This window comes from Pseudomonas sp. B329 (assembly GCF_023127835.1).
GTDB classification, from domain to species: domain Bacteria; phylum Pseudomonadota; class Gammaproteobacteria; order Pseudomonadales; family Pseudomonadaceae; genus Aquipseudomonas; species Aquipseudomonas synxantha_A.
Genome location: NZ_SPKP01000012.1, coordinates 73,737 through 99,382, shown reverse-complemented (window position 1 = coordinate 99,382; position 25,646 = coordinate 73,737). Strand labels below are relative to the sequence as shown.

Below are 25,646 nucleotides of genomic sequence, written 5' to 3'. Positions count from 1 at the left end.
GTGGCCGGTAGACAAACCGTTGCCTGAAGGCGGCGTGCACCTTGTGAAGGGTACGGACGGTCAACCAGAAGCAGTCACTGCTGCTAAAGAGTGGCCGGTAGACAAACCGTTGCCTGAAGGCGGTGTGCACCTTGTGAAGGGTGAGGACGGCCAACCAAAAGAGGTTGATGCATCCGGAGTGCCGCGCAGCGATTTGGCAAATGTGCCCTCGTCTGTGCAGGCTTCCGCTGACGCAGTGATTTCCAATCTCGTTGAGGTGTTGGGCGTCCAGGCCGCTGGAGGCGATATCTCGCAAGCATCAGCAAAGATGCGCACTGCTTTGGATTCCCTTTTTGACAGGACCAACCCTACGCAGGTACGAGATGCTCTGCGCAACAGCATAAATGAGCTGGCTTGAGCGGTAGCGTCGAAACAGTAGGGAGCTGCAGGAAGCAAGACACCACTATGGATTACCTTTCAAGGTCTCGTGTATGACCTTGGAAGGTTCCATCATCGTTGGCTTTCGCATTGCATGCCGTCGTTTTCCAGCAGTTCATGGATTCGGCGGTCCTTTTCCGCCCAGAGCTGGTTGACCCAGTTCTGGACGGTCTGGCGAAACGCCGGATCATTCTCGTAATCCCCTTGCCACAACGCCGGGTCCAGCTCGCGGGTGCGGATATCCACGATCACCTTCGGCACCGCGCCACTGATCAAGTCCCAGAACCCCGGGATCTTGTGTTGCGGGTAGACCACGGTGACGTCGAGTACCGCGTCCAGCTGTTCACCCATCGCCGCCAGTACAAACGCGACGCCGCCTGCCTTGGGCTTGAGTAGCCGGGTAAAGGGTGAATCCTGTTGCGCGCGCTTGGCCTCGCTGAACCGCGTGCCTTCCAGGTAATTGACCACCGTCACCGGCTGGCGCTTGAATAGCTCGCAGGCCTCTTTGGTGATTTTCAGATCCTGCCCTGCCAGTTCAGGATGCTTGGCCAGAAATGCCTTGGTATAGCGCTTCATGAACGGGTAATCCAGCGCCCACCAGGCCAGGCCGAGGAAGGGCACCCAGATCAGCTCTTTTTTCAGGAAGAATTTGAAGAACGGCGTGCGCCGGTTCAGCGCCTGGATGAGTGCCGGAATATCGACCCAGGATTGGTGGTTGCTGATGACCAGGTAGGAGGTGTCACTGCGCAGGTCCTCACCGCCGCGGATATCCCATTGGGTTGGAATGCACAGCGAGAAAATCAACTTGTCGATCTCGGCCCAGGTCTCGGCGATCCACATTACCGCCCAGGATGCATAGTCACGCGAGCGGCCCGGCGCCACCAGCTTGAGCAGGGCAAAGACCATCAAGGGGCCGATCAGGATCAGCGTGTTGAGTAACAGCAGCAGTGTGACCAAACAGCCGGTGAGCAGGCGGCGCATAAATAACTCTTGGAATCTTGTGGGTGGGCCATGATAAGCAAGGTCAGTCTAGAGGCCAAATCGCAAATCAGCGGACGAATGTTTCACAATGTGCCGTGTAGGGTGGCAGTCACTAACCAAGTGCCGCGTTTGCGGTCTAGAATCCGCCTACTTCTTTCCGAGGAACTCACTTCGTGAAACTGTTATTTGCCTCCCTCGCTCTGCTGGCCCTGCCTGTCATGGCTGCCGAACCGACCCTTTATGGTCGCTACGAATACATCCAGTTGCCGGAGATCGGCGAAACCTTCAAGGCCAAGATGGATACCGGCGCGCTGACCGCCTCGCTGTCGGCCCGGGACATCGAGACCTTCACCCGCGACGGCGACGATTGGGTGCGCTTCCGCCTCGGCGGCAAGGACGCCGGCAACAAGGTCTACGAGCACAAGGTGTCGCGCATCAGCAAGATCAAGAGCCGTGCCGACGAAGACGATGACAAGGACGAAGCCAGCGTGGCCAAGCGTCCGGTGATCGATCTGGAGATGTGCCTGGGTGACGTCAAGCGCACCGTAGAGGTCAACCTCACCGACCGCAGCAGCTTCAACTACCCGCTGTTGATCGGCGCCAAGGCCCTGCGTGAATTTGGCGCGGCGGTGAACCCGGCACGTCGCTACACTGCCGACAAACCGGACTGCTGATTGAACCCATGCCGCACATCCTGATTGTCGAAGACGAAGCGGCGATAGCCGACACGCTGATCTTTGCCCTGCAAGGCGAGGGCTTCACCACCACCTGGCTGACCCTTGGCCAGGCGGCGCTGGAGCATCAGCGCCAGAGCCCGGCCGACCTGATCATTCTCGACATCGGCCTGCCGGACATCACTGGCTTTGAAACCTGCAAGCACCTGCGCCGGTTCAGCGAAGTGCCAGTGATGTTCCTCAGTGCCCGGGATGCCGAGATCGACCGGGTGGTGGGGCTGGAAATCGGTGCCGACGATTATGTAGTCAAGCCCTTCAGCCCTCGGGAAGTAGCGGCGCGGGTCCGGGCGATTCTCAAGCGTGTTGGCCCGGGTGCGGCCCCGATGCTGTTCCAGGTGGACCTGGAGCGCATGCAGATCCACTATCGCGGGCAACCCCTGAGCCTCACGCGCCATGAGTTCCGCCTGCTGCAAAGCCTGTTGGAACAACCCGAGCGCGTGTTCAGCCGCGAGCAACTGCTGGACGCCGTCGGTGTGCCCGCCGATGCCGGCTACGAGCGCAATATCGACAGCCACATCAAAAGCCTGCGCAGCAAATTGCGTAGCGTGGCGGCGCAGGCCGAGCCGATCCAGACCCATCGCGGCCTGGGCTACAGCTACAGCCCGAGCCACAGCTGATGCGCCTGGGGCTGCGGATTTTCCTGGTGTATGCGCTGTTTATCGGCCTGACCGGCTACTTCGTACTCAACACGGTGATGAAAGAAATCCGCCCCGGCGTGCGCCAGTCTACCGAAGAAACATTGGTAGACACCGCCAACCTGCTGGCTGAAATCCTGCGCGAAGATGTGAAGAACGGCACCCTGGGCCAGAGTCATTGGCCAGCGCTGCTCAAGGCTTACGGCAATCGCCAGCCGGGTGCGGTGATCTGGGGCCTGCCGAAAAACCAGGTCAACCATCGTATTTATGTGACCGACGCCAAGGGCAGGGTCCTGCTTGACTCCAGCGGTGAAGCGGTGGGTCAGGACTATTCGAAGTGGAACGACGTGTACCTGACCCTGCGCGGCGAATACGGTGCGCGCTCCACCCGCAGCGACGCGGACGATCCCACGTCATCCGTGATGCACGTGGGGGCGCCGATTCGCGATAACGGCCAGATCATCGGCGTGGTCACCGTGGCCAAGCCCAACAGCTCGTTGCAACCCTACGTGGATCGTACTGAGCGTCGCCTGCTGTGGTACGGCGCGGGGCTGGTGATTCTGGGCCTGTTGCTGGGGGCGCTATTGTCGTGGTGGCTGACCGTCGCCCTCAGACGCCTTACCGCCTATGCCGAAGCCGTGAGCGAGGGCCGCCGCGCCGAGTTGCCGCATTATCGCGGCGGCGAGCTCAAGCAGTTGTCCACCGCCGTGGAACACATGCGCACGCAGTTGGAAGGCAAGGCTTACGTAGAGCGCTACGTGCATACGCTGACCCATGAATTGAAAAGCCCGTTGGCGGCGATTCGCGGTGCGGCGGAGCTGTTGCAGGGCGATATGAGCCGTGAGCAGCAGCAGCGGTTTGTCGGCAATATCGACAGCGAAAGCGCGCGCCTGCAACAGTTGATCGAACGCCTGTTGAACCTGGCCCAGGTTGAGCAACGTCAGGGGCTGGAGGAACAGTCGAACATCCCGCTGGCGGTGTTGGTCGATGAGGTGCTCAAGGCCCAATGTGCGCGAATCGAAGGCGCCGGCTTGCAGGTGGAGCAGGTCATCGCCGCCGATGTGAAGGTGTTTGGCGAACCCTTCCTGCTGCGTCAGGCCCTGGGCAACCTGCTCGACAATGCGCTGGATTTCACCCCTCCCGGCGGCACGCTGAGATTCAGCGCCCAGGTGCGGCATAACGATGTGCAGGTCAGTCTGTTCAACCAGGCCGCGGCGATTCCCGATTACGCGCTGCCGCGCCTGAGCGAGCGGTTCTACTCGCTGCCACGCCCGGCCAGCGGGCGCAAAAGCACGGGCCTGGGGCTCAACTTTGTCGAGGAGGTGATGAAGCTGCACGGCGGCTCGCTGCAGATCGGCAATGTGCCAGGCGGCGTGCAAGCAGTGCTGCATCTCCACACAGTCTCCACATTGCCCACATAAATCCCCCATACCGGCTGGGCAGACTCTCCCCCATTCAAACAGGGAGAGACTCATGAACCGCAGCCTGCTTTTCAAACTTGGCGCGATTGCGCTGCTGATCCTGCTGTTGCTGATTCCGTTGCTGATGATCAATGGCATCATCACCGACCGCCAGCAACTGCGCGACGGCGTATTGATGGACATCGCCCGCAGCTCCAGTTACGCCCAGCGCCTCACCGGGCCGGTGATGGTGGTGCCGTTTCGCAAGACGGTGCGTGAATGGAAGCTCAATGAAAAGCTCAATAAACGCTACGAAGAAACCCGTGAAGAGCGTGGCCGGTTGTATTTCCTGCCGGAGCATTTCGAGCTCGACGGCAAGGTGCAAACCGAACTGCGTGCGCGGGGTATCTACCAGGCGCGGTTGTTCCATGCCGACAACCGTATCAGCGGGCGTTTTGAATTGCCTGCGCAGTTGGGAATCACCGAAGACTTTGCCGATTACCGCTTTGAGCCTGCGTTTCTGGCGGTGGGCATCAGCGATATTCGCGGCATTGAAAACGCTTTGAAGCTGGAGCTGGGTGATCAGCGCCTGGAGTTCTCGCCGGGCTCGCAGGTGGACTGGCTGGGCGAGGGCGTGCATGTGATGTTGCCGACGCAAGACGGCAAGAAACCTGCCGTGCTGGATTTCGCCTTCGACCTGCGTCTGCAAGGCACCGAACAACTGCAAGTGGTGCCGGTGGGCAAGACCAGCCAGGTGTCCCTGGCGTCCAACTGGCCGCACCCGAGTTTCATCGGCAACTTCCTGCCGGCTCAACGGGAAGTCAACGACCAGGGCTTCAGTGCCAGTTGGCAGACCTCATTCTTCTCCACCAACCTTGAACAAGCGCTGCAAAGCTGCCTGGACCGCCAGGGCTGCGAAGACTTCAACAACCGCAGCTTTGGTGTGAACTTCATCGACCCGGTGGACCAGTACCTCAAGAGCGACCGTGCGATCAAATACGCGCTGTTATTTATCGCCCTGACCTTCGCTGGCTTCTTCCTGTTCGAAGTGCTCAAGAGCCTGGCGGTGCACCCGATTCAGTATGCATTGGTGGGCGTGGCGCTGGCGTTTTTCTACCTGTTGCTGTTGTCGCTGTCCGAGCATGTGGGCTTTGCCTTGGCGTACCTGATATCGGCCAGTGCCTGTGTGCTGTTGATCGGTTTCTACGTGTGCCACGTGCTGCGCAGCGTCGTCCATGGGCTGGGGTTCTCGGCAGGGTTGGCGGCGTTGTATGGTTTGTTGTTCGGGTTGCTCAGTGCCGAGGATTACGCGCTGTTGATGGGCTCGCTGTTGCTGTTTGGCCTGCTGGGCACGGTTATGGTGCTGACGCGCAAGCTGGATTGGTATGGGGTGGGTAAGCGCAAGGTGGAGCAAGTGCAATGATTGGGTTGCGGGAGGATCAGCAAGCGGGGGCGCAGTTGGCCTTAAGGATCGCCACCTTCCTCAATACCACCACCGTCCCCTGTGGGAGCGGGCTTGCCCGCGATAGAGGTGGTTCAGAAGCAGATGTACTGAATGACACGCCGCAATCGCGGGCAAGCCCGCTCCCACAGGGGGTAGGTATGCATGTCAGGCGGGCGGTTGGGTCTGCTGCATCGAAGGCCGCTGGCTGACCTCGGCGTACCAGGCGGCGAGCTTGGGGTTGTCCGAGCGCCACTGCATATCCGGATGGCGAAAGTCGAGGTAGCCCAGGGCGCAGGCGACGCTGATCGAAGCGATATCGAAATGGCTGGCCAGTTCGGCGATGGCGTCCTGCTCCAGCTCGGCGAGAGCGCGACGAATCTTGTTGCGCTGTTCGTCGAGCCATTGATCCCAGTGTTTTTCCAGCGGGCGCATGGCGGTCTCGTAACGCACCAGCACGGCGGCATCCATGATGCCGTCAGCCATCGACGCCAACGTCAGGCGCCGCCAGCGCGCCGAGCCATCGCGAGGGATCAGCGGGTTGCCGACATGCTGGTGGTCGAAGTAATCGAGGATCACCCGGCTGTCGTGCAGTACTGAACCGTCGGCCAGGCGCAGGGCCGGGATCTTGCCCACCGGGTTGCCTTGCAGCACTTGGGCATCCGGGTTGACCGGTGTCGGCAGGCAAGCGTGCAGGGCCACGCGGTCCTGCTGGCCGGTCTCGCTCAGCAGCACGCGGACTTTGCGTACGAACGGCGAAGCGGGGTTGTGGAACAAGGTCATGCTGGGGGCGGACATGGGCATTCCTCGAAATGGACTGGGGCTAGCGTAGATGCTTGCGCAGTGGCTGGCGAGGGGGATTTTTGTGATCCAGAGGGCCTCATCGGGGGCAAGCCCCCTCCCACAGTGGACGGCGTTCACAAATCAAATGTGGGAGGGGGCTTGCCCCCGATAGCGCCCTCAGCCGCGCCGCTTGCCCAACGCCCAAGCGCCAATGGCAGCAGGTACGCCCAACCCCACCCAACTCAAAGAATCCCACACCCCATCCCCCAGCAACGCCGCAAACAACCCGGCGGCACTGAGCAGGCCAATCCCCATTGGTATGCCAAACACCTTCCAGAAATTCGACTGCCGAGGCTTCATACCTTGGCCGCCTTGCGCCGCACGATCCACAAGTAAATGCCGCTGACCAGCACGACGATGGTCAGCACATCCAGCACTGCCCACAAGATCTTCATCGGCATCCCGCCGTAATCACCGAAGTGCAGCGGTTGGGACATGCCCATGGCGTCCATGTACCAAGGGCGCTCGGCGATGGCGGTGACGGCCAGGGTGCTGGCGTCGATCAGCACCGGCGTGAGCAGATGGGAGGTGAGGTGCGTGCTGCCTTTCATGAACACCGCATAGTGATGCTCGCTGGAGAAGCGTGTGCCGGGGAAGGCGATAAAGTCCGGCTCCATGCCCGGCGCTGCCTGGGCGGCAATGCTCAGCAGCTCGGTGGCCGGTGCGCGGTGGGTCAGCGGCGGGGCGTTCTGGTAGGGTTCGATCATGGCGCTGAGGCTGTCCTGGCGCCAGGCGGCGATGATCAGGTCGGCGCAGGCGCTGATCACGCCGGTCACGCCCACCACCAGCGCCCACGTCAGGGTGACCACGCCGATCAGGTTGTGCAGGTCGAGCCAGCGCAGGCGGGTGGACTTGTCCTGACGCACGGTGGCGAACTTCAAGCGGCGCATGAACGGCAGGTACAACACCGTGCCCGAAACAATCGCCAGCACAAACAGAAGGCCCATGAATGCCAGCAACAACTTGCCCGGCAGGCCGGCGAACATGTCCACATGCAGGCGCAGCAGGAACAGGGTCAGCCCGCCATTGGCCGCCGGGGTTTCCACTGCTTCGCCAGTGCGGGCGTCAAGCATGAAGGTGTGCGACGAATTCGGTTCGGTGCCGGCCGTGGCGGCCATGATCGCGATCACACCGTTCTTGTCGTCTTCGTCCCACGCCAGGTACTGCATGGCCTGGCCGGGTCGATGGGCCTGGGCTTTGGCCACAAGCTGCTCAAGGTTGAGCTGCGGCGTATCGGCCGGCATCTGTGCCAGCTCGGGCTCGTTACCCAGCAGGTGGTCGATCTCGTGGTGGAACACCAACGGCAAGCCGGTGAGGGCGAGCAGTAGCAGGAATACGGTGCAGATCAGGCTGGTCCAGGTGTGGATGAAGGACCAGCGGCGGATGGTTTTGCTTTTCATCACGGCTCCAAGGCAAAAGGGCCGCAGTTCAGGCGGCCCTTCATAAGCGGTTTTTCACCGTCTTAGAATTTGTAGTTCACGCTGGCGACCACGTTGCGCTGGTCACCGTAGTAGCAATAGAAACCGTCGCAGGTGGAGAGGTAGTCCTTGTTGAAGATGTTCTTGGCGTCCACGGCCACTGTGACACCCTTCATGGCGCTGTTCACACGGCCTAGGTCGTAGTGCACCGAGGCGTCGTAGACAGTGTAGGAACCTACATGGCCGAGTTCGGTGTTGGCGGCGTTGCCGTAGGTATCGCCAACGTAGCGCACGCCTGCACCCACACCGAAGCCGTCCAGTAACCCACTGCGCCACGTGTAATCGGCCCATCCTGTCGCCTGGTTGCGTGGTAGCTGGTTCATGCGATTGCCTTCTTCACCGGTCGCGCCCTTGGTGATCTCGCTATCGTTATAAGTGTAGGAGCCTACCAGTTTGAGGCTGTCGGTGACGTCGGCGCTGGCTTCCAACTCCAGACCTCGATTGCGCACTTCACCGATCTGGCGCGTGATGCTGCCCTCAGTCACCGTGGAGTTCTTTTGGGTCAGGTCAAATACCGCCGCTGTAAGCAAGGCCTTTGTGCCCGGTGGCTGGTACTTGATCCCTGCTTCGTACTGCTTGCCTTCGGTCGGCTTGAAAGCCCCGGTGCTGGCCACTTGTGTACCGGTACCAGCTTGGAACGATTCGGCATAGGACAGGTACGGCGTGATGCCGTTATCGAACACATAGCTCAGCGCGGCATTTGCGCTGAAATGCTTGTCGCGTTGTGTGTTGGTGACGTCGTTCAGGTTATGGAAAGTAGTGCCGGTGTGTACCCAGTCTTCCCGCCCGCCTAACGTCAGTCGCCAATTGTCCAGTGCCATCTGGTCTTGGATATAAAGGCCGGTCTGTTGGGTCTTCTGGGTGTAGTCATACATGGTGAAGTACTGGACATTGGAGAAGTCCTGTCCATACACCGGGCGATTGAAATTGATGGTTGGCACGCCGGTCGAGCCCCAGTCCCAGCGCGCATTGCTGGTGGAGCGCTGATGGTCCAGACCCAGCAGCAGTGTGTGGTTCACGGCGCCAGTCTTGAAGTCGGCCTGCAAGTTGTTGTCGACCGCGAACTGACTGATGTCCTCATCGACCTTGCCGGCTGAACGACGCACGTTGCCGTCAGCGTCAACCGCGGTTTCCGGGCCATTCGGAAAGAACGCACCACCGGCGGTCAGGCCCTGGAACGACAAGTCGTTCTTGGTATAGCGCAGGTTCTGGTGGAACTGCCAAGTGTCGTTCAGGCGCGTTTCAAACGCGTAGCCCAGTGCGTAGTAAGTGCGGTCATAGAACTCCCAATCTGGATCGCCCAGGTTCTTATGATGGGAAATCTTGCCGGCTGGCGAGCTCAATTTGGTGCCTTGCAACGGCAGGAACTGGCCGGTAATACCGGTATCGTCGCGAGTAAACTGGGTGAGCAACGTCAGCTTGGTGTCGTCGTTGATATTCCAAGTGAGACTGGGCGCAACGTTGTATCGCTTGTCCGGGATGTGGTCCACCGCCGTATTGCTGTCGCGCACGACGCCACTGACTCGGTAAAGGAACTGGCCTTCGTCGTCGATTTTTCCGGTGCTATCGAAGTTGATCTGCTTGTGGTTATTGCTGCCGGCCTGTACTTCAATTTCGTTTGAGCTTTCGGCCTGGGGGCGACGGCTAACCATATCCAATAAGCCGCCGGGTGGGGTTTGCCCGTAGACCGACGAAGCGGGACCTCGCAGGACAGCGATACGCTCTAGATTCCAAGTGTCGATTTTCGGCGTTGCGTAGTTACCCTTGGGCAGTGGTAGGCCATCGAGGAATTGGGTGGGGACAAAGCCGCGAACCAGTAACCAATCACTACGCGAGTCGGAGCCATAGCCACTGCTCTGCACGCCGGCGGTGTAGCGCAAGGCGTCGTTGAGGTTGAGAACGGAGCGGTCTTCCATTTGCTGGCGAGTAATGACCGTGACGGAACGGGGCAACTCGGCAATAGGTGTATCAGTCTTCGTGCCCGCTGCTGTGCGAGTAGCCACATACCCCTCCACCGGCCCCCAAGCGCTTTCATAGTTGCCCTGGCCGGTGATGTTGGTAGTCGGCAAGGCGACGACGCCCTCCGGAACCGGCACCAGGGTGTAAGTGCCCGTACTGCTTTGTTCCAACTGCAAGCCAGTACCGCGCAAGGCCTCGCGCAACGCGCTCTGTGCATCGAACTGGCCCTTGACCGGGGCCGAGGTCTTGCCGGCGGCGAGTGTCGGGTTGAGGGTCAGCGCCAGGCCAGCCTGGCTGGCGATCTGGTTCAGGGTGCTGGCCAATGGGGCTGCCGGCAGGTTATAGGCGCGCACGCTCAAGGCTTGTTCAGCAGCGATCAGCGAAGTGCTCGCCAGCGGGGCGCTGAGGGCGATGGCCAGGGCTAACAGACTGGGACGCAACAAGGTGTCTAGCGTGCGGGACATAAGGGCAGCTCCTGAATGGAAATATTTCTCAATTGCCTAGGTGCCGAGCGAGAATCGGAAAGTGATAGGGTTGGGTGAAACTATTTTTTGGCGGTGTGTTTCAGGGCCTCATCGGGAGCAAGCCCCCTCCCACATTTTGATGTGTGAGTACCTTCCAATGTGGGAGGGGGCTTGCTCCCGATGGCGATTGCCCGGTCACCACAGAACTAAGGCTTGGCAGCTACAGTCACCCACCACGGCGTGTGCTGCTTGATCTGCACCGGCAAGGTCGGCAACAGCGCATTCAACGCCAGCGTGGTGTCGTGCAGGGGGAAGCTGCCGGTGATGCGCAGGTCGGCCACGTTGTCATCCACGCCCAAGTGCCCGGTGCGGTAGCGGCCCAGTTCTTCGATCACATCGCCCAGGCGGGCGTTGTCGACCACCAACATGCCGCGGGTCCAGGCGTCGGTGGCGGGTGTCACGGCCAGCAGCGGGCCAAGGCCATCGCTGCGCATCAACACTTGCTGGCCTGCTTTGAAAACGTGCTCCTGATGCAGCGCTTCAGGCTGGGCGGCTACGGCGGACTGCAACACGCTCAAGCGCGTAGCGTCGTCTTCGCGCTTGACGATAAACCGGGTACCCAGCGCTCGCAGGCTGCCGTCGCGGGTTTGCACATAGAACGGGCGTGAATCGTCGTGGCCGGTTTCGACGAGGATTTCGCCCTCCTGCAACACAATCAATCGGCGCTGTTCGTCGAAGCGCACATCTATGGCGCTATGGGTATTGAGGTTGATGGAAGTGCCATCGTCCAGTTTCAGTGTGCGTTGCTCGCCGGTGGCGGTGCGCTGGTCGGCCAGCCAGTAGTGGATCGGCACGTAACGCTCGCCGGCAAACAAGCCCAGGCCACACACCAGTACGATACTCGCCAGGCCACGGCCCAACTTGCGTACGCGCTGGCGAATGCCGTGGCGCGATTGCAGCAACGCCGCCCGGGCCGGGCCGGCGGCCACGCTGAAGCGCTGATCGAGCATGCCCAGTTGGCGCCAGGCGCGGGCATGTTCCTCATCGCTGGCCAGCCATTTGGCGAACTCTTGCTGTTCCACCGCGCTGCCGTCGCCCGAGTCCAGAGACAGTTGCCAGGCAATCGCGGCATCCAGCACCCGTGCCGAAACCGGTTTGGAGCCAATGGGTGTCACGAGGGCTCGCCATACAGCGCGATGTAGCACTGACGTATACCTTGGGCCAGGTACTGGCGCACACGGGGCACCGACACACCGAGGCGCTGGGCGATTTCTGCGTGGCTCAGGCCGTCGAGGCGGTTGTAGAGGAACGCGGCGCGGGCCTTGCTCGACAGCTTGCCGAGCAGGCGGTCGATGGCCTTGAGGTCTTCAAGGATCAGTTGCTGTGCTTCCGGCGAAGGGTGTTCGCTTTCGGGGATCAGCATCAATTCGGTGAGATACGCCTGTTCCAGAGCGGTACGACGGAAGTAGTCGAACAGCAGGCCCTTGGCGATGGCCACCAGGAACGCCCGGGGCTCACGGGGCTCGCGCAAGCCGTCGCGGCCCAGCAGGCGCATGAAGGTGTCCTGGCTCAGGTCCTCGGCGCGGCTCGGGCAGGCTACATTGCGGCGTAGCCAGGCCAACAGCCAGCCACGATGGTCGCGATACAACGCGCCAACAAGCTCACTGTGTGGGGTCTGAACCGACGACAAGGCATCACCGAATAAATAGTAGGTTTAAACTAACGAGAATTATTCGCGATTGTGTCAGAGGCGTGGGGTGGGCGCAATTGGCGTCTGTCGGGAGGTGACATTAAAACGATGGCGCTTGTTGGCGCCGTTTCCACTGGGCCAAACGCTCTTGCAGCGCGTGGGGCGTGTCGATCTGCTGCTGCCGTGCACGGCTGAACAGGATCAGCATCAGCTCCGCTGTGACCAGTGCATCGGCGCTGGCGTGATGACGCTCGCCGACCTGCAGCTGGAAATGATTGACCCAGTCGTCCAACCCGGCCTCGCGCAGCGTGGCGTCGGGGCACAAGAGCGGCGCCAGGTCGGCCACGTCGAGAAACGGGTGGGCCAGTCGATAACCCAGGCTGTCCTTGAGCGCCCGGCCCAGCATGTGTTGATCGAACGGTGCATGGAAGGCCAGCAACGGGCTGTCGCCCACGAATGCCATGAAATCCAGCAGTGCCTCGGCCGGGTCGCTGCCGGCGGCAATCGCACTGGGGCCGAGACCATGAATCAATACGCTGGGGCTGAGCTTGGTGTCGGTGCGTTGCAGGGTGCGTTCGAACAGTTGCGAAAAATCCACCGCACCGTCCTCGATCACCACGGCGCCGATGGACAGCACCTGGTCACGGTTTAGGTTCAGGCCGCTGGTTTCCAGATCCACCACGACCCAGCGTTGGTTGCGCAACGAACCATCGCCCAATGCGCCAGGCTTGGGCAGTTGCTCCAGACGCTGTTGTTGCGCGGCATTCAGCTCGGGTTTTTGCTTATGAAACCAGCCGAACCAACTCACAGTTGATACCGCAAGGTCAGGCTGCTTTGCAGGCGCTGGGCCTGGCGCAGGGATTCACGCAGGATACGTCGGTCGAGGTGGTTGAGGCTGTCGGGGTCGACGCGGTTGGAGTAGGGCTGGTTCTCGCGGGTCTGCAATTGGTGCTGCTGCATACGGGTTTGCTGAATGAAGTGGTAGGCCTCTTCGTAGGCCGCGCCATCCAGGGGCTCAATCACTTGCTTGTCGACCAACTGACGCAGGCGCTCCAGGGTGTTGTTGGCGTGGATACCATTGGCCAGGGCGAGCAGGCGTGCGCCGTCGACAAAGGGGGTCAAGCCTTGCACCTTGAGATCCAGGGTGGCCTTTTCGCCGCCCTTGCGGGTCAGCACGAACTCGCGAAAGCGTCCCACCGGCGGGCGCTGGCGTAATGCGTTTTCGGCCAACATGCGCTGGAACAAACGGTTGTCCGCGACCTGATCGAGAATGCCCTGACGCAGTTGCTCGCAACCACGCTCGTCGCCCCACACTGCACGCAAATCAAAATAGATGCTCGAGCTAAGCAGGTTCTCCGGCGTCGCCTCGCGAATAAACGCGCCGAAGCGCCGCGCCCACTCCACTCGGGACAAGCACAGCTCGGGGTTGCCGGCCATGATATTGCCTTTGCACAGGCTGAAGCCGCACAGCGCCAGGCTTTGATTGATGTGCTGTGCCAGGGGAAGCAGCCGCTCACGGATCTGGGCAGCTTCGACTGCGTCCTTGGCCTCGAACAGAATGCCGTTGTCCTGGTCGGTGTACAGCGTTTGCTCGCGGCGGCCTTCGCTGCCGAAACACAGCCAACTGAATGGCACGCCGGGGTCGCCTTTTTCCGCCAGGGTCAGCTCGATCACCCGGCAGACGGTGTGGTCGTTGAGCAGCGTAATGATGTGGGTGATCTGGGTGGACGACGCGCCATGAGCAAGCATACGTTCCACCAACTGACCGATTTCACCGCGGAGTGCCACCAGGTTGTCGACCCGGGGCGCATTGCGGATAGTGCGGGCCAGGTGCACCAGGTCCACGCGTTGCAACGAGAACAAGTCACGCTCGGACACCACGCCGCACAGGCGCTGGTCTTTGACCAGGCACACATGGGCGATATGCCGTTCGGTCATGGCGATAGCGGCGTCGAAGGCACTGTGGTCCGGGCTCAGGAAGAACGGCGCCTGGGTCATATGGCCGTCAATGCCCTGGCTGAAATCGCTGGTGCCGTCGGCCACCACCTGGCGCAGGTCACGCAGGGTAAAGATGCCCAGGGGCGCCTTGTGTTCGTCCACGATCACAATGCTGCCGACCTGTTGCTCGTGCATCAACGTGACCGCTTCACGCAACGGCGTGTGCGGGCTGCACGTCACCGGGTGGCGCATGGCCAATTCGCCCAGGCGGGTATTCAGGGAGTATTGGGTACCGAGGGTTTCCACGGCTTTTTGCTGCACTTGCTGGTTGACTTGGTCGAGCAGGCTACTGACACCACGCAAGGCAAAATCACGAAACGGGCTGGAAAGGGCAAACAGCTTGATAAACGCCGGCTTGTTCAGTTGCAGGCAGAAGGTGTCTTGCGCGGCTTTATGTTCGGTGCGGGTCGCACGTTCACCCAGCAATGCGGCGAGGGGGAAGCACTCGCCGGTAGTGATTTCGAAGGTAGGATCTGGCGAGTCTGGCCGCTCGCCAATCACCCGGCCCTGTTTGACGATATAGAAATGCTCGACCGGCCCGCCCGACGGTTTGAGGATGCTCTCGCCCTGGCCATAGAAGCGCAGTTGGCACTGTTCCACCAGAAAGGCCAGGTGCGCCGGTTCCATCTGGTTGAACGGCGGGAAGCGTTGCAGCAATTGCAAGGTGCCGTGGATGTTCTGCAACACAGCAGTTTTACCCGCCTGTGCGAATGCATCAGCTTTACTCATAACAGTGACCGCAGTTTTTTTGTCGTTATCGTGCTGCATGGTCGACTCCTGCACCGCGGGTGCCCATTGGACGTAAGTCTAGGTCGGTGAAAACGCTGCAAAACTAGGGAAAAACCTTACATGACTATCGTCCAAACCCCGTAGAACGCCCACTAGGCAAACTTTCCGACGAAGTGCACATTGTTCGACCTTGCACAGATGTCTGACGAGTGCTGGGAGATTGATTTAGAACTGCTGAGAAACGTATGTCCGACCACGATATTTTGAGTGATGCCGAGCGCGAGGCGCTGAGCGCCGTGATGCTCGAGCCTGATTTACCGCCCCAACGCGTATTGATCGTGGACGACGACAAGGATGCGCGTGAACTGTTGGCGGAAATCCTGGGGCTGGACGGTATTCGTTGCTTGACCGCCGACAGTGGTGAGGCGGCATGGGATTTGTTGAAATCGAGCGGCTCTATCGGTTTGCTGATCACCGACCTGCGCATGCAGCCCAGCAACGGCCTGGAGTTGATCCGTCAGGTGCGTGAGTCGACCCGGGCGGCGCTGCCGATCATCATCATGTCGGGTGACGCCGAAGCGCCGGATGTGATCGATGCGATGCACTTGAGTGTGGTGGATTTCTTGCTCAAGCCGATAGATAGCGTGAAGTTGGCGAAGTTGGTGAAGCGGGAGTTGGGGATGGCTTCCTGATTTTTGTGATGCTGTGATGGCCTCATCGGGAGCAAGCCCCCTGCCACATTTTGAACTGCGAACACTTTTAGAATGTGGGAGGGGGCTTGCTCCCGATTGCGCCAGTTCAGTCATCCTCAACCCAACTAAAAAGCCCTGATCTCTCGATCAGGGCTTTTTCATTTACAGGCCGTTTTTAGCCTTGAACTCCCGACGCCTGCGGTGCAACACCGGCTCGGTATACCCATTGGGCTGCTTGGTCCCTTCAATCACCAACTCCACCGCTGCCTGGAACGCGATATTGCTGTCGAAATCCGGCGCCAACGGACGATACAACGCGTCCCCGGCATTCTGACGGTCCACCACCGGCGCCATGCGCTTGAGGCTTTCCATCACTTGGTCTTGGTTGACGACGCCGTGGCGCAGCCAGTTGGCAATGTGCTGGCTGGAGATACGCAGGGTGGCACGGTCTTCCATCAGGCCCACATCGTTGATGTCCGGTACTTTCGAACAGCCAACGCCCTGGTCAATCCAACGGACCACATAGCCAAGGATGCCCTGGGCGTTGTTGTCCAGTTCATTGCGGATCTCTTCGTCCGACCAATCGGTGTTGCTGGCCAGAGGAATGGTGAGGATATCGTCCACCGAGGCGCGTTCGCGCTTGGCCAGTTCGGCCTGGCGGGCAAATACGTCGACCTTGTGATAGTGCAACGCGTGTAGCGCCGCAGCGGTCGGCGATGGTACCCAGGCGGTGTTGGCACCGGCCAATGGATGGGCGATTTTCTGCTCAAGCATCGCCGCCATCAGGTCGGGCATGGCCCACATGCCTTTACCGATTTGTGCACGGCCTTGCAGGCCGGTGCTCAAGCCGATATCGACGTTCCAGTTTTCGTAGGCGCCGATCCATTTTTCCGCCTTCATGGCGGCCTTGCGCACCATCGCGCCGGCTTCCATTGACGTGTGGATTTCGTCGCCGGTACGGTCGAGGAAGCCGGTGTTGATAAACACCACGCGCTCGCTGGCGGCCTTGATGCAGGCCTTGAGGTTGACCGTGGTACGGCGCTCCTCGTCCATGATCCCGACTTTGAGCGTATTACGCGCCAGGTTCAGCACCTCTTCGATGCGACCGAACAGCTCGTTGGTGAACGCGGCTTCTTCCGGGCCGTGCATCTTCGGTTTGACGATGTACACCGAACCTGTGCGGCTGTTCTTGCGCGTGTTGTTGCCATTGAGGCTGTGGATCGCCGCCAGGCTGGTGATCAGGCCGTCGAGGATGCCTTCGGGCACTTCGTTGCCGTCTTTATCGAGGATCGCATCGATGGTCATCAAGTGGCCAACGTTGCGCACGAACAACAGCGAACGGCCGTGCAGGGTCACGTCGTTACCGTCGATGCCGGTGTAGGCGCGATCAGGGTTCATGGTGCGGGTAAAGGTCTTGCCGCCCTTGGCCACTTCTTCGGCCAGATCGCCCTTCATCAGCCCGAGCCAGTTGCGGTAAATCACCACCTTGTCATCGGCATCCACGGCGGCAACGGAGTCTTCGCAGTCCATGATGGTGGTCAGCGCGGCTTCCATCAGCACGTCTTTGACGCCGGCGGCATCGGTCTGGCCGACCGGAGTGCTGGCGTCGATCTGCAACTCGAAGTGCAGGCCGTTGTGTTTGAACAGGAGCGCAATCGGCTCGGCCGCGGGGCCCTGGAAACCGATCAACTGGGCATCGTCACGCAGGCCGCTGTTGCTGCCGCCTTTGAGGCTCACGATCAGCTTGCCGTCGACGATCTTGTAGCCGGTGGAATCGACGTGGCTGCCCGCGCTCAGCGGTGCGGCTTCGTCGAGGAAGGCGCGGGCGAAGGCGATGACCTTGTCGCCACGCACCTTGTTGTAGCCCTTGCCCTTTTCGGCGCCGTTGGCTTCGCTTATGGCGTCGGTGCCGTACAACGCGTCATACAGCGAGCCCCAGCGCGCATTCGAGGCGTTGAGGGCGAAGCGCGCATTCATCACCGGCACCACCAGTTGCGGGCCGGCCATGCGCGCGATTTCGTCGTCGACGTTTTGCGTCGAGGCCTCAAAGTCTGCGGCTTCTGGCAGCAGGTATCCGATGTCTTGCAGGAAGGCTTTGTAGGCCACCGGGTCGTGGGCCTGGCCGGCGTGAGTCTGGTGCCAGGTATCGATCCGCGCCTGGAAATCGTCGCGTTTGGCGAGTAGGGCTTTGTTCTTCGGTGCCAGGTCGTGGATGACCTTGTCGGCACCGGCCCAGAACTGGTCGGCAGTAATGCCGGTACCGGGAATGGCTTCGTTGTTCACGAAGTCGAACAGGACTTTGGCGACCTGCAGGCCACCGACTTGAACGTGTTCAGTCATTGCTTGCCTCACTCTGCGGAGCTTATGCGCTTTTTCAGATTTTCATTATGTAGTGCACGGTTGGGCATACTACATGATGACTTGCGGTTGTGAAAATTAGACTAAATACGTCGTTTAGCGACCCACTTTGGTCGTACGGTCACAGCGGAGAACCGGATGTTCTCAAAAAACTATTGGATTGTTCCAGATAAATATAAAAATGGTACACGATTTGTTTTCGAGGGCTCCCGGGTCCACCTTGTAGATTGAATTCCAGAGGGCTTCGCCATGGACCATCTTGTACTCACAATTATCGCCGCCGACAAACCCGGCCTGGTTGAACGCATCGCGCAGAACATTGCCGCCCACGGTGGTAACTGGCTGGAAAGCCGCATGGCCCACATGGCTGGGCAGTTTGCCGGGATCCTGCGGGTCAGCGTGCCGACGGAGCAACGTCAGGCACTGGTGGGCGCGCTGGAAGACTTATCCACACACGGCATACGCGTGCTGGTGGGCGAGGGCAGTACAGGGCAGGCGGCAGTGTCCAAATCGATTGTGATGACGCTGGTGGGCAATGACCGCTCGGGCATCGTGCGCGAGATTACTGCGCTGTTGAGCCAGCAGGGTGTCAACGTGGAGCGCTTGAGTACCGATGTACGCCCGGCGCCCATGAGCGGGGACCCGTTGTTCAACGCCGAGGCTTTGTTGCAGGTGCCGTCTACGTTGTCTCTGGAGCGCTTGCAGGAATCGCTTGAGACCTTGGCCGACGATTTGATGGTGGAACTGCGCAACGAGGAATAACCACCCACAAGGTTATGCATGGAAATCTTGCATGGGCCTGTGGATAACCTGTAGAGACCCGACGCCAGGCCACGTCGGCCGGACTTCTCCGTCAGTTGAGCAAAAAACGAGCAGTTTCAAGGGCTTGTGCACAAATGGCGGGGATCAGGTTGTGGATAACCTTGGGGTGAAACGCTGCAAGCCACGGGCGCCGTGGCTTGCAAAGGTTTGTGCGTTATTTGATCAGCGTTTGCGCACCGTCAGCCATGCATCCACGCTGTAGATCACCAGCCCGGCCCAGATGAAGGCGAAGGCAATCAGCGTGGCCGGCGCCAGGTGTTCGCCGAACAGCAATACCGCTTCCAACAGCACCAGGGTCGGCGCCACGTACTGCAAAAAGCCCAGTGCGGTATAGGGCAAATGCCGTGCTGCGGCGTTAAAGCAGACCAATGGAATCAGGGTTACCGGACCTGCGGCCACCAACCACCAGGCTTCGGAGGTGCTCCAGAATTCCAGTTGTGCACTGTGGGCCGATGGATTGAACAGCAACCAGGCGACGGCAATCGGCACCAGCATCCAGGTTTCCACCACCAGCCCCGGAAGTGCCTTGACCGGGGCCTGTTTACGGATCAAGCCGTAAAAACCGAACGTCAACGCCAGCGCCAGCGACACCCATGGCAAGCTACCCACCTGCCACACTTGTTGCGCCACACCGACCGCCGCCAACCCCACCGCCACCCATTGCAGGCGGCGCAGGCGTTCACCGAGTATCAACATACCCAACAGTACATTCACCAGCGGGTTGATGTAGTAACCCAGGCTGGCTTCAAGCATGCGCCCACTGTTCACCGACCACACATAGGTCAGCCAGTTGGCCGCGATCAGCGAACCGCTGAGTGCCAGGATCGCCAGGCGCTTGGGGTTGTCACGCAGTTCGCGAAACCAGCCAGGGTGCTTCCACACCATCAACAGCAAGCCGCCGAACAGCGCTGACCACAGCACGCGGTGCACGATGATCTCGGCGGCGGGCACGCTGGCGATGGCTTTGAAATAGAGCGGGAACAGACCCCAGATGACGTAGGCGCTCAGGCCCAGGATGTACCCCTTGCGAGGGTTGGCGGCTTGCATTGCAGAATCCTTGCTTAGGCAGCTAACAAAGCGCGATTGTAAGGATATTTGTCAGACAATGGGGACTTGCTTGGCAATGGGGATTTTTATGTGGGAGGGGGCTCGCTCCCACATAAAGCAAAGCAGTCAGAAGAGTTTGAGCGGTTCTTCATTGAGCGCCGACAGTTGCTCACGCAACGCCAGCACCTGGTCGCCCCAATACCGCTCGGTGCCAAACCACGGGAAGCTGTGGGGAAACGCCGGATCGTCCCAGCGCCGTGCCAGCCAGGCGCTGTAGTGCATCAGGCGCAAGGCGCGCAACGGTTCGATCAGGGCGAGTTCGCGGGGGTCGAAATCGTGGAACTCCTGATAGCCGTCCATCAGTTCCGACAGCTGGCCCAGGCATTCCTGGCGGTCGCCAGCGAGCATCATCCACAGGTCTTGCACCGCCGGGCCCATGCGGCAGTCGTCGAGGTCGACGATATGGAATATCTCGTCGCGGCACATCATGTTGCCGGGGTGGCAATCGCCGTGCATGCGGATGTTCTTGTGCGGCGTGGCTTTATAAACCTCTTCCACACGCTTGAGCAGGTCGCGGGCCACGGATTCATAGGCCGGCAACAGGCTTTTGGGAATGAAGTTGCCTTCGAGCAAGGTGTTGAGGGAATCGTGACCGAAGTTCTTCACGCCCAGGGCTTCGCGATGTTCGAACGGGCGGGTTGACCCCACGGCGTGCAAACGGCCGAGCAACTGCCCAAGGCGATAAAGCTGGTCGAGGTTGCCTGGCTCCGGCGCGCGGCCGCCACGGCGGGGAAACAGGGTGAAGCGGAAACCTGCGTGTTCGAACAGGCTCTCGCCGTTGTGAATCAGCGGGGCCACCACGGGCACTTCGCACTCGGCCAGTTCGAAGGTAAAGCGGTGCTCTTCGAGGATCGCCTCGTTAGTCCAGCGTTGGGGCCGGTAGAACTTGGCGATCAGCGGTTCGGCGTCTTCGATGCCCACCTGGTACACGCGGTTTTCGTAGCTGTTGAGCGCCAACACGCGCGCATCGCTGAGAAAGCCGATGCTTTCGACGGCGTCGAGGACCAGATCAGGGGTGAGTGTTTCAAACGGGTGAGCCATGCGAACTCCTGCGCGCAGCAGGGCGCCGCGTCCGGCCGGGTATGGTAACGCACCGGGGCTGGGATAGGTGGTGGCTGTGCTATTGCAATCGGGGGCAAGCCCCCTCCCACATTTGAATGTATTCGCAATTCAGAATTGTGGGAGGGGGCTTGCCCCCGATGAGGCCCTGTCAGGCGCCTACGATCCCGCCATCATCCCGCCGAATCGCCATCACCGACGAACGCGGCTTGCCGTTCGGCAGATGTTCAGGCCAAGTCGAACCACCGGTTTCTCCCGGATGCTGAATCCCCACAAACAACGTCTTCTGATCCGGCGCAAAGCTGATCCCGGTGACCTCACACGCCACCGGCCCGACCATGAAACGGCGGATTTCCCCGGTGCTCGGGTCGGCACACAGCATCTGGTTGTTGCCCATGCCGGCAAAGTCGCCCGCGTTGCTGTAGTCGCCGTCGGTGAGGATCCACAGGCGCCCGGCCTTGTCGAAGCCCAGGCCGTCGGGGCTGTTGAACATGTTCTGTGGGTTGATATTGGACGAGCCGCCCTTCGGCGTACCACCGTGCACGCCCGGGTTTCCGGCCACTACGAACAGGTCCCAGGTAAAGTCTGTGGCGCCGTGGTTATCGGCGTCGGCTTTCCAGCGCAGGATCTGGCCGTAGACGTTTTTCTCTCGCGGGTTGGGGCCGCCCACCGGCTGGCCGTCTTCGCCGCGCTTGGCGTTGTTGGTCAGGGTGCAGTAGACCTGGCCGTCGGTGGGGCTGACGACGATCCACTCCGGGCGGTCCATGCGCGTGGCCTTCACTACGCTGGCGGCCAGGCGCGCATGGATCAGCACCTCTGCCTGGTTGGCGAAACCGCTGCCGGCGTCGATGCCGTTTTTGCCATGGGTGAGTTCAACCCATTGGCCTTTGCCCTTGGGATGATCGGCGTTACCGTCGCCCGCATCGAAGATGGCCACGTACAAGGTGCCGTGGTCGAGCAGGTCTTTGTTGGCTTTCGGATTGCTGTGGTTGATCTGATCGCGGCTGACGAACTTGTAGATGAACTCGCCGCGTTCGTCGTCGCCCATGTACACCACGGCGCGGCCGTCGCGCGTTTCGGCCAGCGCCGCGTTTTCATGTTTGAAGCGGCCCAGGGCCGTGCGCTTGACCGGAGTGGATTGCGGGTCGAACGGGTCGATTTCCACCACCCAGCCATGGCGGTTGAGTTCGTTGGGGTTCTTGGCCATGTCGAAGCGTGGGTCGTGCGGGTGCCAGTTGATGTCTTTGCTGGCGGCCACTACGCCGTAGCGTTTCTGCCCGGCGTCGAACGCTTGCTGCGGGTTGCTACTGCCGAAGCAGTCGGTGAAGTTCTCTTCGCAGGTCAGGTAGGTGCCCCACGGTGTCTTGCCGTTGGCGCAGTTCTGGAACGTACCCAGGACTTTCTTGCCGGTTTTGTCGGCAGTGGTTTTCAACCAGTCATGGCCGGCAGCGGGGCCGCTCAAGCGGATTGGTGAGTTGCCATGGATGCGCCGGTTGTAGCGTGAGTCCTGGACGAACTGCCAGGTGTCGCCCTTGCGCCGTACTTCGATCACCGACACGCCCTCGCTGGCCAGGGCCTTGCGTACCTCCTCGGCCGATTGTGGCGCGCCGCCGTGGGCGTAGAGGTAGCGGTAGTTGGTGTATTCGTTGTTGATCGCCATCAAGGCGCGGTTGTCGTCGCCCGGGAACGGAAACAGGCTCATGCCGTCGTTGTTGTCGCCAAATTGCTGTTCCTGGGCCTTGGCCGTGCCATTGCCCGACGGGTCGAAAGCCGGGGCGTTCTTGTGCAGCGGCTGGCCCCAACTGATCAGCACCGAAGCACTGTAGCCAGGGGGCAGGGTAATGGTGTCGCTGGTGGCGGCGGCGATGCTGGTAAAACCCAGCAGCGGGCTGGCGGAGGCAGCATTCACCGCCAGGGCGCTGCGGCTCAGCAGGTTACCGCCGAGGAACATCGCGGCGCCGCACAGGGCGCCCGCGCCGATAAAGCGACGGCGGGTCAGGCCGACCATTTGTTCAAGGTCAGTGGCTTGGTTTTCTTCTAATAGGCTCATCTCAGGCTCCCGCGATTTTTGCAGATACCTTAAGGAGCGGTTGTGACCAAATTGTTGCAGCCTGAAGACGTTATACCGGGGTCCCGAGCAGCACATTGCTGGGTGCGAATTGCACCTGGATCGGCTGGCCCTCGGCAGCGTTGAGTACCAGGAGTGCAGCGGGCGGTGCCAGCGCGCATAACACCTGGCCGTTGGGCAAGGCGATACGCACCTCGCTGGGGCCGTCCTCGGCGTCGAGAATCGTCTCGATCACACCGCTCATGCAATTGTGTCCAGGTGTTTCTGGGTGCCCGATCGCCCGCAACTCCAGCCATCCCGCTTTGATCAGGGCGACCACTTCCACGCCAGCCTGCAGCTCCAACCGTTGGGTGCTGTCGTGGGTAATCTGGGCGTCGAGGTACAGGTCGCCGGCCAGTTGCAGTCGAATCCTGTCGTTGCGGCCCTGGCTGTCGATGGCGATGACCTGGCCGTGCAATTGGTTGCGTGCACTGGTGCGCAGCATCAAGCGGCCGAGCAGGTTGAAGTCACTGGCCGCTTCGTCCGAACCGAGCAGCTCGGCCTGCAGCACTTGCAGGCGCTGATAAAGGCGCAGCACTCGTTCACCTTCTTGCGTCAGCTTGGCGCCGCCACCGCCTTTGCCACCGACGCTGCGTTCCACCAGCGGTTTTTGCGCCAGGTTGTTCAGTTCATCGATGGCGTCCCAGGCGGCCTTGTAACTCAACCCCGCACTTTTGGCGGCACGGGTGATGGAGCCCTGCTCGGCGATATGCCCCAGCAAGGCAATGCGTTGGGGGCGACGGATGATGTGCTGGCTGAGTGGGCTGGGCAGAGACATGGGCATACGCTTGGATGAGATAAGCCGACGTTGCCGCCCTGAAGCAGGGGAGTCAAGTCAGGGGCCGGGTTTGGGGGTGCGGGCCAGGCAGTAGACATCGACCTGGCGTGCGCCGGCGCCCATCAATAACCGCGCCAGGCTGTGGGCGGTAGCGCCGGTGGTGAGTACATCGTCCACCAGCGCCAGGTGTTGCCCTGCGACTTGAGCGCCGGGCGCCAGGGCAAAGGCGTTGAGCAGGTTACGCTTACGCGTCTTGGCGTCGAGGTCTTGCTGCGCCACGGTTTCAAGCGGGCGCAGCAGCGCGTGCTCATTGAGGGGAATGTCGAGCGCGCTACTGAGCCAGCGAGCCACCATCTGCGCCTGGTTAAAGCCGCGTTGGCGCAGGCGTTTGCGGGCCATGGGGACCGGCAGTAGATAGTCGGGGCGGTTGAGTTCGGCGTTATCGAAGCGGTGCTGCAAGTGCTGCCCCAGCAGGCGCGCCAGCATGTGGCCCAGCGGCCAGCGAGCCTGATGCTTGAAGCGGCTGACCAGGGTGTCGATGGGAAAACTGTAGGTCCAGGGTGCGATCACCTGGTTAAAGGCCGGAGGGTGTTTTTGGCACTGGCCGCAGATCAACCCGTCCATCGGCAAAGGCAAGGCGCACTGTTCACAATGCTCAAGCAGCCATGGCAGTTCTGTTTCGCAGGTATTGCATACATTTTCGGCGGAGTCTGTGCATTCGTCACAGATCAGACAGATCTGTTTGTTTTTTGACCAGATGTAAACTTGGTGTTTGTACTCAGGTTGACAGTGCATGAATCTTCCTTAAATATGCCGAGCATCCGTGTCGTGCCTGTGGGTATTGCCCTTCCCGCAGCGTTAGCCAAAGCATAATCAAGGAATCGCCCATGAGCGCCAGCACCTCTGCCACCCTGCGTCACGACTGGTCTTTGGCCGAAGTCAAAGCCCTGTTCGTGCAGCCGTTCAATGACCTGTTGTTCCAGGCGCAGACCGTGCACCGCGCGCATTTCGACGCCAACCGCGTGCAGGTATCGACCCTGCTGTCGATCAAGACCGGCGCCTGCCCGGAAGATTGCAAATATTGTCCGCAGTCGGGTCACTACAACACCGGCCTGGAAAAAGAGAAGCTGATGGAGGTGCAGAAGGTCCTCGAAGAGGCCGCCCGCGCCAAGGCCATCGGCTCGACGCGCTTTTGCATGGGCGCGGCGTGGAAACACCCGTCGGCCAAAGACATGCCCTACGTGCTGGAGATGGTCAAAGGCGTAAAGGCCATGGGCCTGGAAACCTGCATGACTCTGGGTCGTCTCGACCAGGACCAGACCGAAGCGCTGGCCCAGGCCGGCCTGGATTACTACAACCATAACCTCGACACATCGCCAGAGTTCTACGGCTCGATCATCACCACCCGTACCTACAGCGAGCGCTTGCAAACCCTGGCCTACGTGCGTGATTCGGGGATGAAGATCTGCTCGGGCGGCATCCTCGGCATGGGCGAGTCCCTCGACGACCGTGCCAACCTGCTGATCCAACTGGCCAACCTGCCAGAGCATCCGGAGTCGGTGCCGATCAACATGCTCGTGAAGGTGGCCGGTACGCCGTTGGAAAACGCCGAGGACATCGATCCCTTCGACTTCATCCGTATGCTGGCGGTGGCGCGCATCCTGATGCCGCAATCCCACGTGCGCCTGTCCGCTGGCCGCGAAGCCATGAACGAGCAGATGCAGGCCCTGGCGTTTTTTGCCGGCGCCAACTCGATCTTCTACGGCGATAAATTGCTGACTACCGCCAACCCTCAGGCTGACAAGGACATGCAGCTGTTCGCACGCCTGGGCATCCTGCCCGAAGCTCGGGAAGAGCACGCCGATGAAGTGCATCAGGCGGCGATCGAGCAGGCGCTGGTGGAGCAAAAGAGCAGCGAGCAGTTCTATAACGCCGCTGTTTGATCGAGGCCAGC

23 protein-coding genes are annotated in these 25,646 nt (G+C 60.7%); 8 read left to right on the top strand and 15 right to left on the bottom strand.

Features of this window, described 5'->3' with window-relative positions; translation table 11 throughout:
- Positions 1–397: hypothetical protein (locus tag E4P00_RS09135; RefSeq protein ID WP_248131233.1), on the top strand; the 397-nt coding region annotated here is incomplete at its 5' end.
- Positions 398–489: 92 nt separating this feature from the next.
- Here the strand turns inward: E4P00_RS09135 and E4P00_RS09130 are convergent.
- The gene (locus E4P00_RS09130) at positions 490–1,398 is read right to left on the bottom strand and encodes an acyltransferase (RefSeq protein WP_248131231.1); all 909 of its coding nucleotides are present in this window, start codon (positions 1,396–1,398) and stop codon (positions 490–492) included.
- 173 nt (positions 1,399–1,571) lie between these two features.
- Here E4P00_RS09130 and E4P00_RS09125 point away from each other — a divergent pair, with 173 nt between their 5' ends.
- From E4P00_RS09125 to creD, 4 genes are read left to right on the top strand one after another with little or no spacing between them, the layout of a single operon-like run.
- A complete protein-coding gene (locus E4P00_RS09125) occupies positions 1,572–2,072 on the top strand; it encodes an ATP-dependent zinc protease (RefSeq protein ID WP_005792112.1) in 501 nt (166 codons plus the stop codon).
- An 8-nt stretch (positions 2,073–2,080) separates the two neighbouring features.
- Positions 2,081–2,749: a two-component system response regulator CreB gene (creB, locus tag E4P00_RS09120; RefSeq protein ID WP_078822503.1), complete on the top strand. Its 669-nt coding sequence runs from the start codon at positions 2,081–2,083 to the stop codon at positions 2,747–2,749.
- Positions 2,749–4,188: a two-component system sensor histidine kinase CreC gene (gene creC / locus E4P00_RS09115; protein ID WP_248131229.1), complete on the top strand. Its 1,440-nt coding sequence runs from the start codon at positions 2,749–2,751 to the stop codon at positions 4,186–4,188. Before creB ends, creC begins: the two co-directional genes overlap by 1 nt.
- A gap of 52 nt (positions 4,189–4,240) precedes the next feature.
- Positions 4,241–5,590, top strand: a complete 1,350-nt coding sequence (gene creD, locus E4P00_RS09110) for a cell envelope integrity protein CreD (RefSeq protein WP_032879097.1) — start codon at positions 4,241–4,243, stop codon at positions 5,588–5,590.
- 186 nt (positions 5,591–5,776) lie between these two features.
- Here the strand turns inward: creD and E4P00_RS09105 are convergent, their stop codons facing one another.
- The 8 genes from E4P00_RS09105 to E4P00_RS09070 form a co-directional block, all read right to left on the bottom strand.
- Positions 5,777–6,406: a glutathione S-transferase family protein gene (locus E4P00_RS09105; RefSeq protein ID WP_032879098.1), complete on the bottom strand. Its 630-nt coding sequence runs from the start codon at positions 6,404–6,406 to the stop codon at positions 5,777–5,779.
- Positions 6,407–6,568: 162 nt separating this feature from the next.
- Positions 6,569–6,751, bottom strand: a complete 183-nt coding sequence (locus E4P00_RS09100) for a hypothetical protein (protein ID WP_078822500.1) — start codon at positions 6,749–6,751, stop codon at positions 6,569–6,571.
- Positions 6,748–7,851 (bottom strand): PepSY-associated TM helix domain-containing protein, encoded by a 1,104-nt coding sequence (locus E4P00_RS09095; protein WP_248131227.1) that lies wholly within the window; start codon positions 7,849–7,851, stop codon positions 6,748–6,750. Before E4P00_RS09095 ends, E4P00_RS09100 begins: the two co-directional genes overlap by 4 nt.
- A 62-nt stretch (positions 7,852–7,913) precedes the next feature.
- Complete coding sequence (locus tag E4P00_RS09090) at positions 7,914–10,352, bottom strand: TonB-dependent siderophore receptor (RefSeq protein ID WP_216090400.1); 2,439 nt, start codon at positions 10,350–10,352, stop codon at positions 7,914–7,916.
- 206 nt (positions 10,353–10,558) lie between these two features.
- Complete coding sequence (locus tag E4P00_RS09085) at positions 10,559–11,527, bottom strand: FecR family protein (protein ID WP_248127982.1); 969 nt, start codon at positions 11,525–11,527, stop codon at positions 10,559–10,561.
- Complete coding sequence (locus E4P00_RS09080) at positions 11,524–12,042, bottom strand: RNA polymerase sigma factor (RefSeq protein WP_248131225.1); 519 nt, start codon at positions 12,040–12,042, stop codon at positions 11,524–11,526. The genes E4P00_RS09085 and E4P00_RS09080 overlap by 4 nt, the downstream gene beginning before the upstream one ends.
- Positions 12,043–12,142: 100 nt before the next feature.
- Positions 12,143–12,850, bottom strand: coding sequence for a 3'-5' exonuclease (locus tag E4P00_RS09075; RefSeq protein WP_248131224.1), 708 nt, complete (start codon positions 12,848–12,850; stop codon positions 12,143–12,145).
- A complete protein-coding gene (locus E4P00_RS09070; RefSeq protein ID WP_348984606.1) occupies positions 12,847–14,769 on the bottom strand; it encodes a putative nucleotidyltransferase substrate binding domain-containing protein in 1,923 nt (640 codons plus the stop codon). The genes E4P00_RS09075 and E4P00_RS09070 overlap by 4 nt, the downstream gene beginning before the upstream one ends.
- A 245-nt stretch (positions 14,770–15,014) precedes the next feature.
- On the opposite strand from E4P00_RS09070, the gene E4P00_RS09065 reads away from it, so the two are divergent.
- A complete protein-coding gene (locus tag E4P00_RS09065; protein ID WP_032879104.1) occupies positions 15,015–15,461 on the top strand; it encodes a response regulator in 447 nt (148 codons plus the stop codon).
- A gap of 162 nt (positions 15,462–15,623) precedes the next feature.
- Here E4P00_RS09065 and E4P00_RS09060 read toward each other — a convergent pair whose 3' ends face one another.
- Entirely contained in the window at positions 15,624–17,801 is a 2,178-nt protein-coding gene (locus E4P00_RS09060) for a malate synthase G (protein ID WP_216090397.1), read from the bottom strand.
- 267 nt (positions 17,802–18,068) lie between these two features.
- On the opposite strand from E4P00_RS09060, the gene E4P00_RS09055 reads away from it, so the two are divergent.
- A complete protein-coding gene (locus E4P00_RS09055; protein ID WP_005792098.1) occupies positions 18,069–18,581 on the top strand; it encodes an ACT domain-containing protein in 513 nt (170 codons plus the stop codon).
- 222 nt (positions 18,582–18,803) lie between these two features.
- Here E4P00_RS09055 and rarD read toward each other — a convergent pair whose 3' ends face one another.
- The 5 genes from rarD to E4P00_RS09030 form a co-directional block, all read right to left on the bottom strand.
- Positions 18,804–19,688 (bottom strand): EamA family transporter RarD, encoded by an 885-nt coding sequence (gene rarD / locus E4P00_RS09050; protein ID WP_005792097.1) that lies wholly within the window; start codon positions 19,686–19,688, stop codon positions 18,804–18,806.
- A gap of 126 nt (positions 19,689–19,814) precedes the next feature.
- A complete protein-coding gene (locus E4P00_RS09045; protein WP_078822493.1) occupies positions 19,815–20,789 on the bottom strand; it encodes a serine/threonine protein kinase in 975 nt (324 codons plus the stop codon).
- Between the two features lie 169 nt (positions 20,790–20,958).
- Positions 20,959–22,857 carry a PhoX family phosphatase gene (locus E4P00_RS09040; protein WP_078822492.1) on the bottom strand — a complete coding sequence of 633 codons (1,899 nt, stop codon included), beginning with the start codon at positions 22,855–22,857 and terminating at the stop codon, positions 20,959–20,961.
- A 70-nt stretch (positions 22,858–22,927) separates the two neighbouring features.
- Positions 22,928–23,692: a TOBE domain-containing protein gene (locus E4P00_RS09035; RefSeq protein WP_216090395.1), complete on the bottom strand. Its 765-nt coding sequence runs from the start codon at positions 23,690–23,692 to the stop codon at positions 22,928–22,930.
- A gap of 57 nt (positions 23,693–23,749) precedes the next feature.
- Positions 23,750–24,487 (bottom strand): ComF family protein, encoded by a 738-nt coding sequence (locus E4P00_RS09030; protein WP_248131220.1) that lies wholly within the window; start codon positions 24,485–24,487, stop codon positions 23,750–23,752.
- Positions 24,488–24,579: 92 nt separating this feature from the next.
- Between E4P00_RS09030 and bioB the strand changes: the two genes are divergently transcribed.
- Positions 24,580–25,635, top strand: coding sequence for a biotin synthase BioB (gene bioB, locus E4P00_RS09025; protein WP_005792092.1), 1,056 nt, complete (start codon positions 24,580–24,582; stop codon positions 25,633–25,635).
- The last annotated feature ends 11 nt before the right edge of the window (positions 25,636–25,646 follow it).

What these genes read in the sequence shown, in the direction of transcription:
- E4P00_RS09130 (WP_248131231.1), bottom strand. Translation starts at nt 1,398, where the DNA reads ATGCGCCGCCTGCTCACCGGCTGTTTGGTCACACTGCTGCTGTTACTC.
- creB (WP_078822503.1), top strand. Translation starts at nt 2,081, where the DNA reads ATGCCGCACATCCTGATTGTCGAAGACGAAGCGGCGATAGCCGACACG.
- creC (WP_248131229.1), top strand. Translation starts at nt 2,749, where the DNA reads ATGCGCCTGGGGCTGCGGATTTTCCTGGTGTATGCGCTGTTTATCGGC.
- creD (WP_032879097.1), top strand. Translation starts at nt 4,241, where the DNA reads ATGAACCGCAGCCTGCTTTTCAAACTTGGCGCGATTGCGCTGCTGATC.
- E4P00_RS09105 (WP_032879098.1), bottom strand. Translation starts at nt 6,406, where the DNA reads ATGTCCGCCCCCAGCATGACCTTGTTCCACAACCCCGCTTCGCCGTTC.
- E4P00_RS09100 (WP_078822500.1), bottom strand. Translation starts at nt 6,751, where the DNA reads ATGAAGCCTCGGCAGTCGAATTTCTGGAAGGTGTTTGGCATACCAATG.
- E4P00_RS09095 (WP_248131227.1), bottom strand. Translation starts at nt 7,851, where the DNA reads ATGAAAAGCAAAACCATCCGCCGCTGGTCCTTCATCCACACCTGGACC.
- E4P00_RS09090 (WP_216090400.1), bottom strand. Translation starts at nt 10,352, where the DNA reads ATGTCCCGCACGCTAGACACCTTGTTGCGTCCCAGTCTGTTAGCCCTG.
- E4P00_RS09070 (WP_348984606.1), bottom strand. Translation starts at nt 14,769, where the DNA reads ATGAGTAAAGCTGATGCATTCGCACAGGCGGGTAAAACTGCTGTGTTG.
- E4P00_RS09065 (WP_032879104.1), top strand. Translation starts at nt 15,015, where the DNA reads ATGTCCGACCACGATATTTTGAGTGATGCCGAGCGCGAGGCGCTGAGC.
- E4P00_RS09060 (WP_216090397.1), bottom strand. Translation starts at nt 17,801, where the DNA reads ATGACTGAACACGTTCAAGTCGGTGGCCTGCAGGTCGCCAAAGTCCTG.
- E4P00_RS09055 (WP_005792098.1), top strand. Translation starts at nt 18,069, where the DNA reads ATGGACCATCTTGTACTCACAATTATCGCCGCCGACAAACCCGGCCTG.
- rarD (WP_005792097.1), bottom strand. Translation starts at nt 19,688, where the DNA reads ATGCAAGCCGCCAACCCTCGCAAGGGGTACATCCTGGGCCTGAGCGCC.
- E4P00_RS09045 (WP_078822493.1), bottom strand. Translation starts at nt 20,789, where the DNA reads ATGGCTCACCCGTTTGAAACACTCACCCCTGATCTGGTCCTCGACGCC.
- E4P00_RS09040 (WP_078822492.1), bottom strand. Translation starts at nt 22,857, where the DNA reads ATGAGCCTATTAGAAGAAAACCAAGCCACTGACCTTGAACAAATGGTC.
- E4P00_RS09035 (WP_216090395.1), bottom strand. Translation starts at nt 23,692, where the DNA reads ATGTCTCTGCCCAGCCCACTCAGCCAGCACATCATCCGTCGCCCCCAA.
- E4P00_RS09030 (WP_248131220.1), bottom strand. Translation starts at nt 24,487, where the DNA reads ATGCACTGTCAACCTGAGTACAAACACCAAGTTTACATCTGGTCAAAA.
- bioB (WP_005792092.1), top strand. Translation starts at nt 24,580, where the DNA reads ATGAGCGCCAGCACCTCTGCCACCCTGCGTCACGACTGGTCTTTGGCC.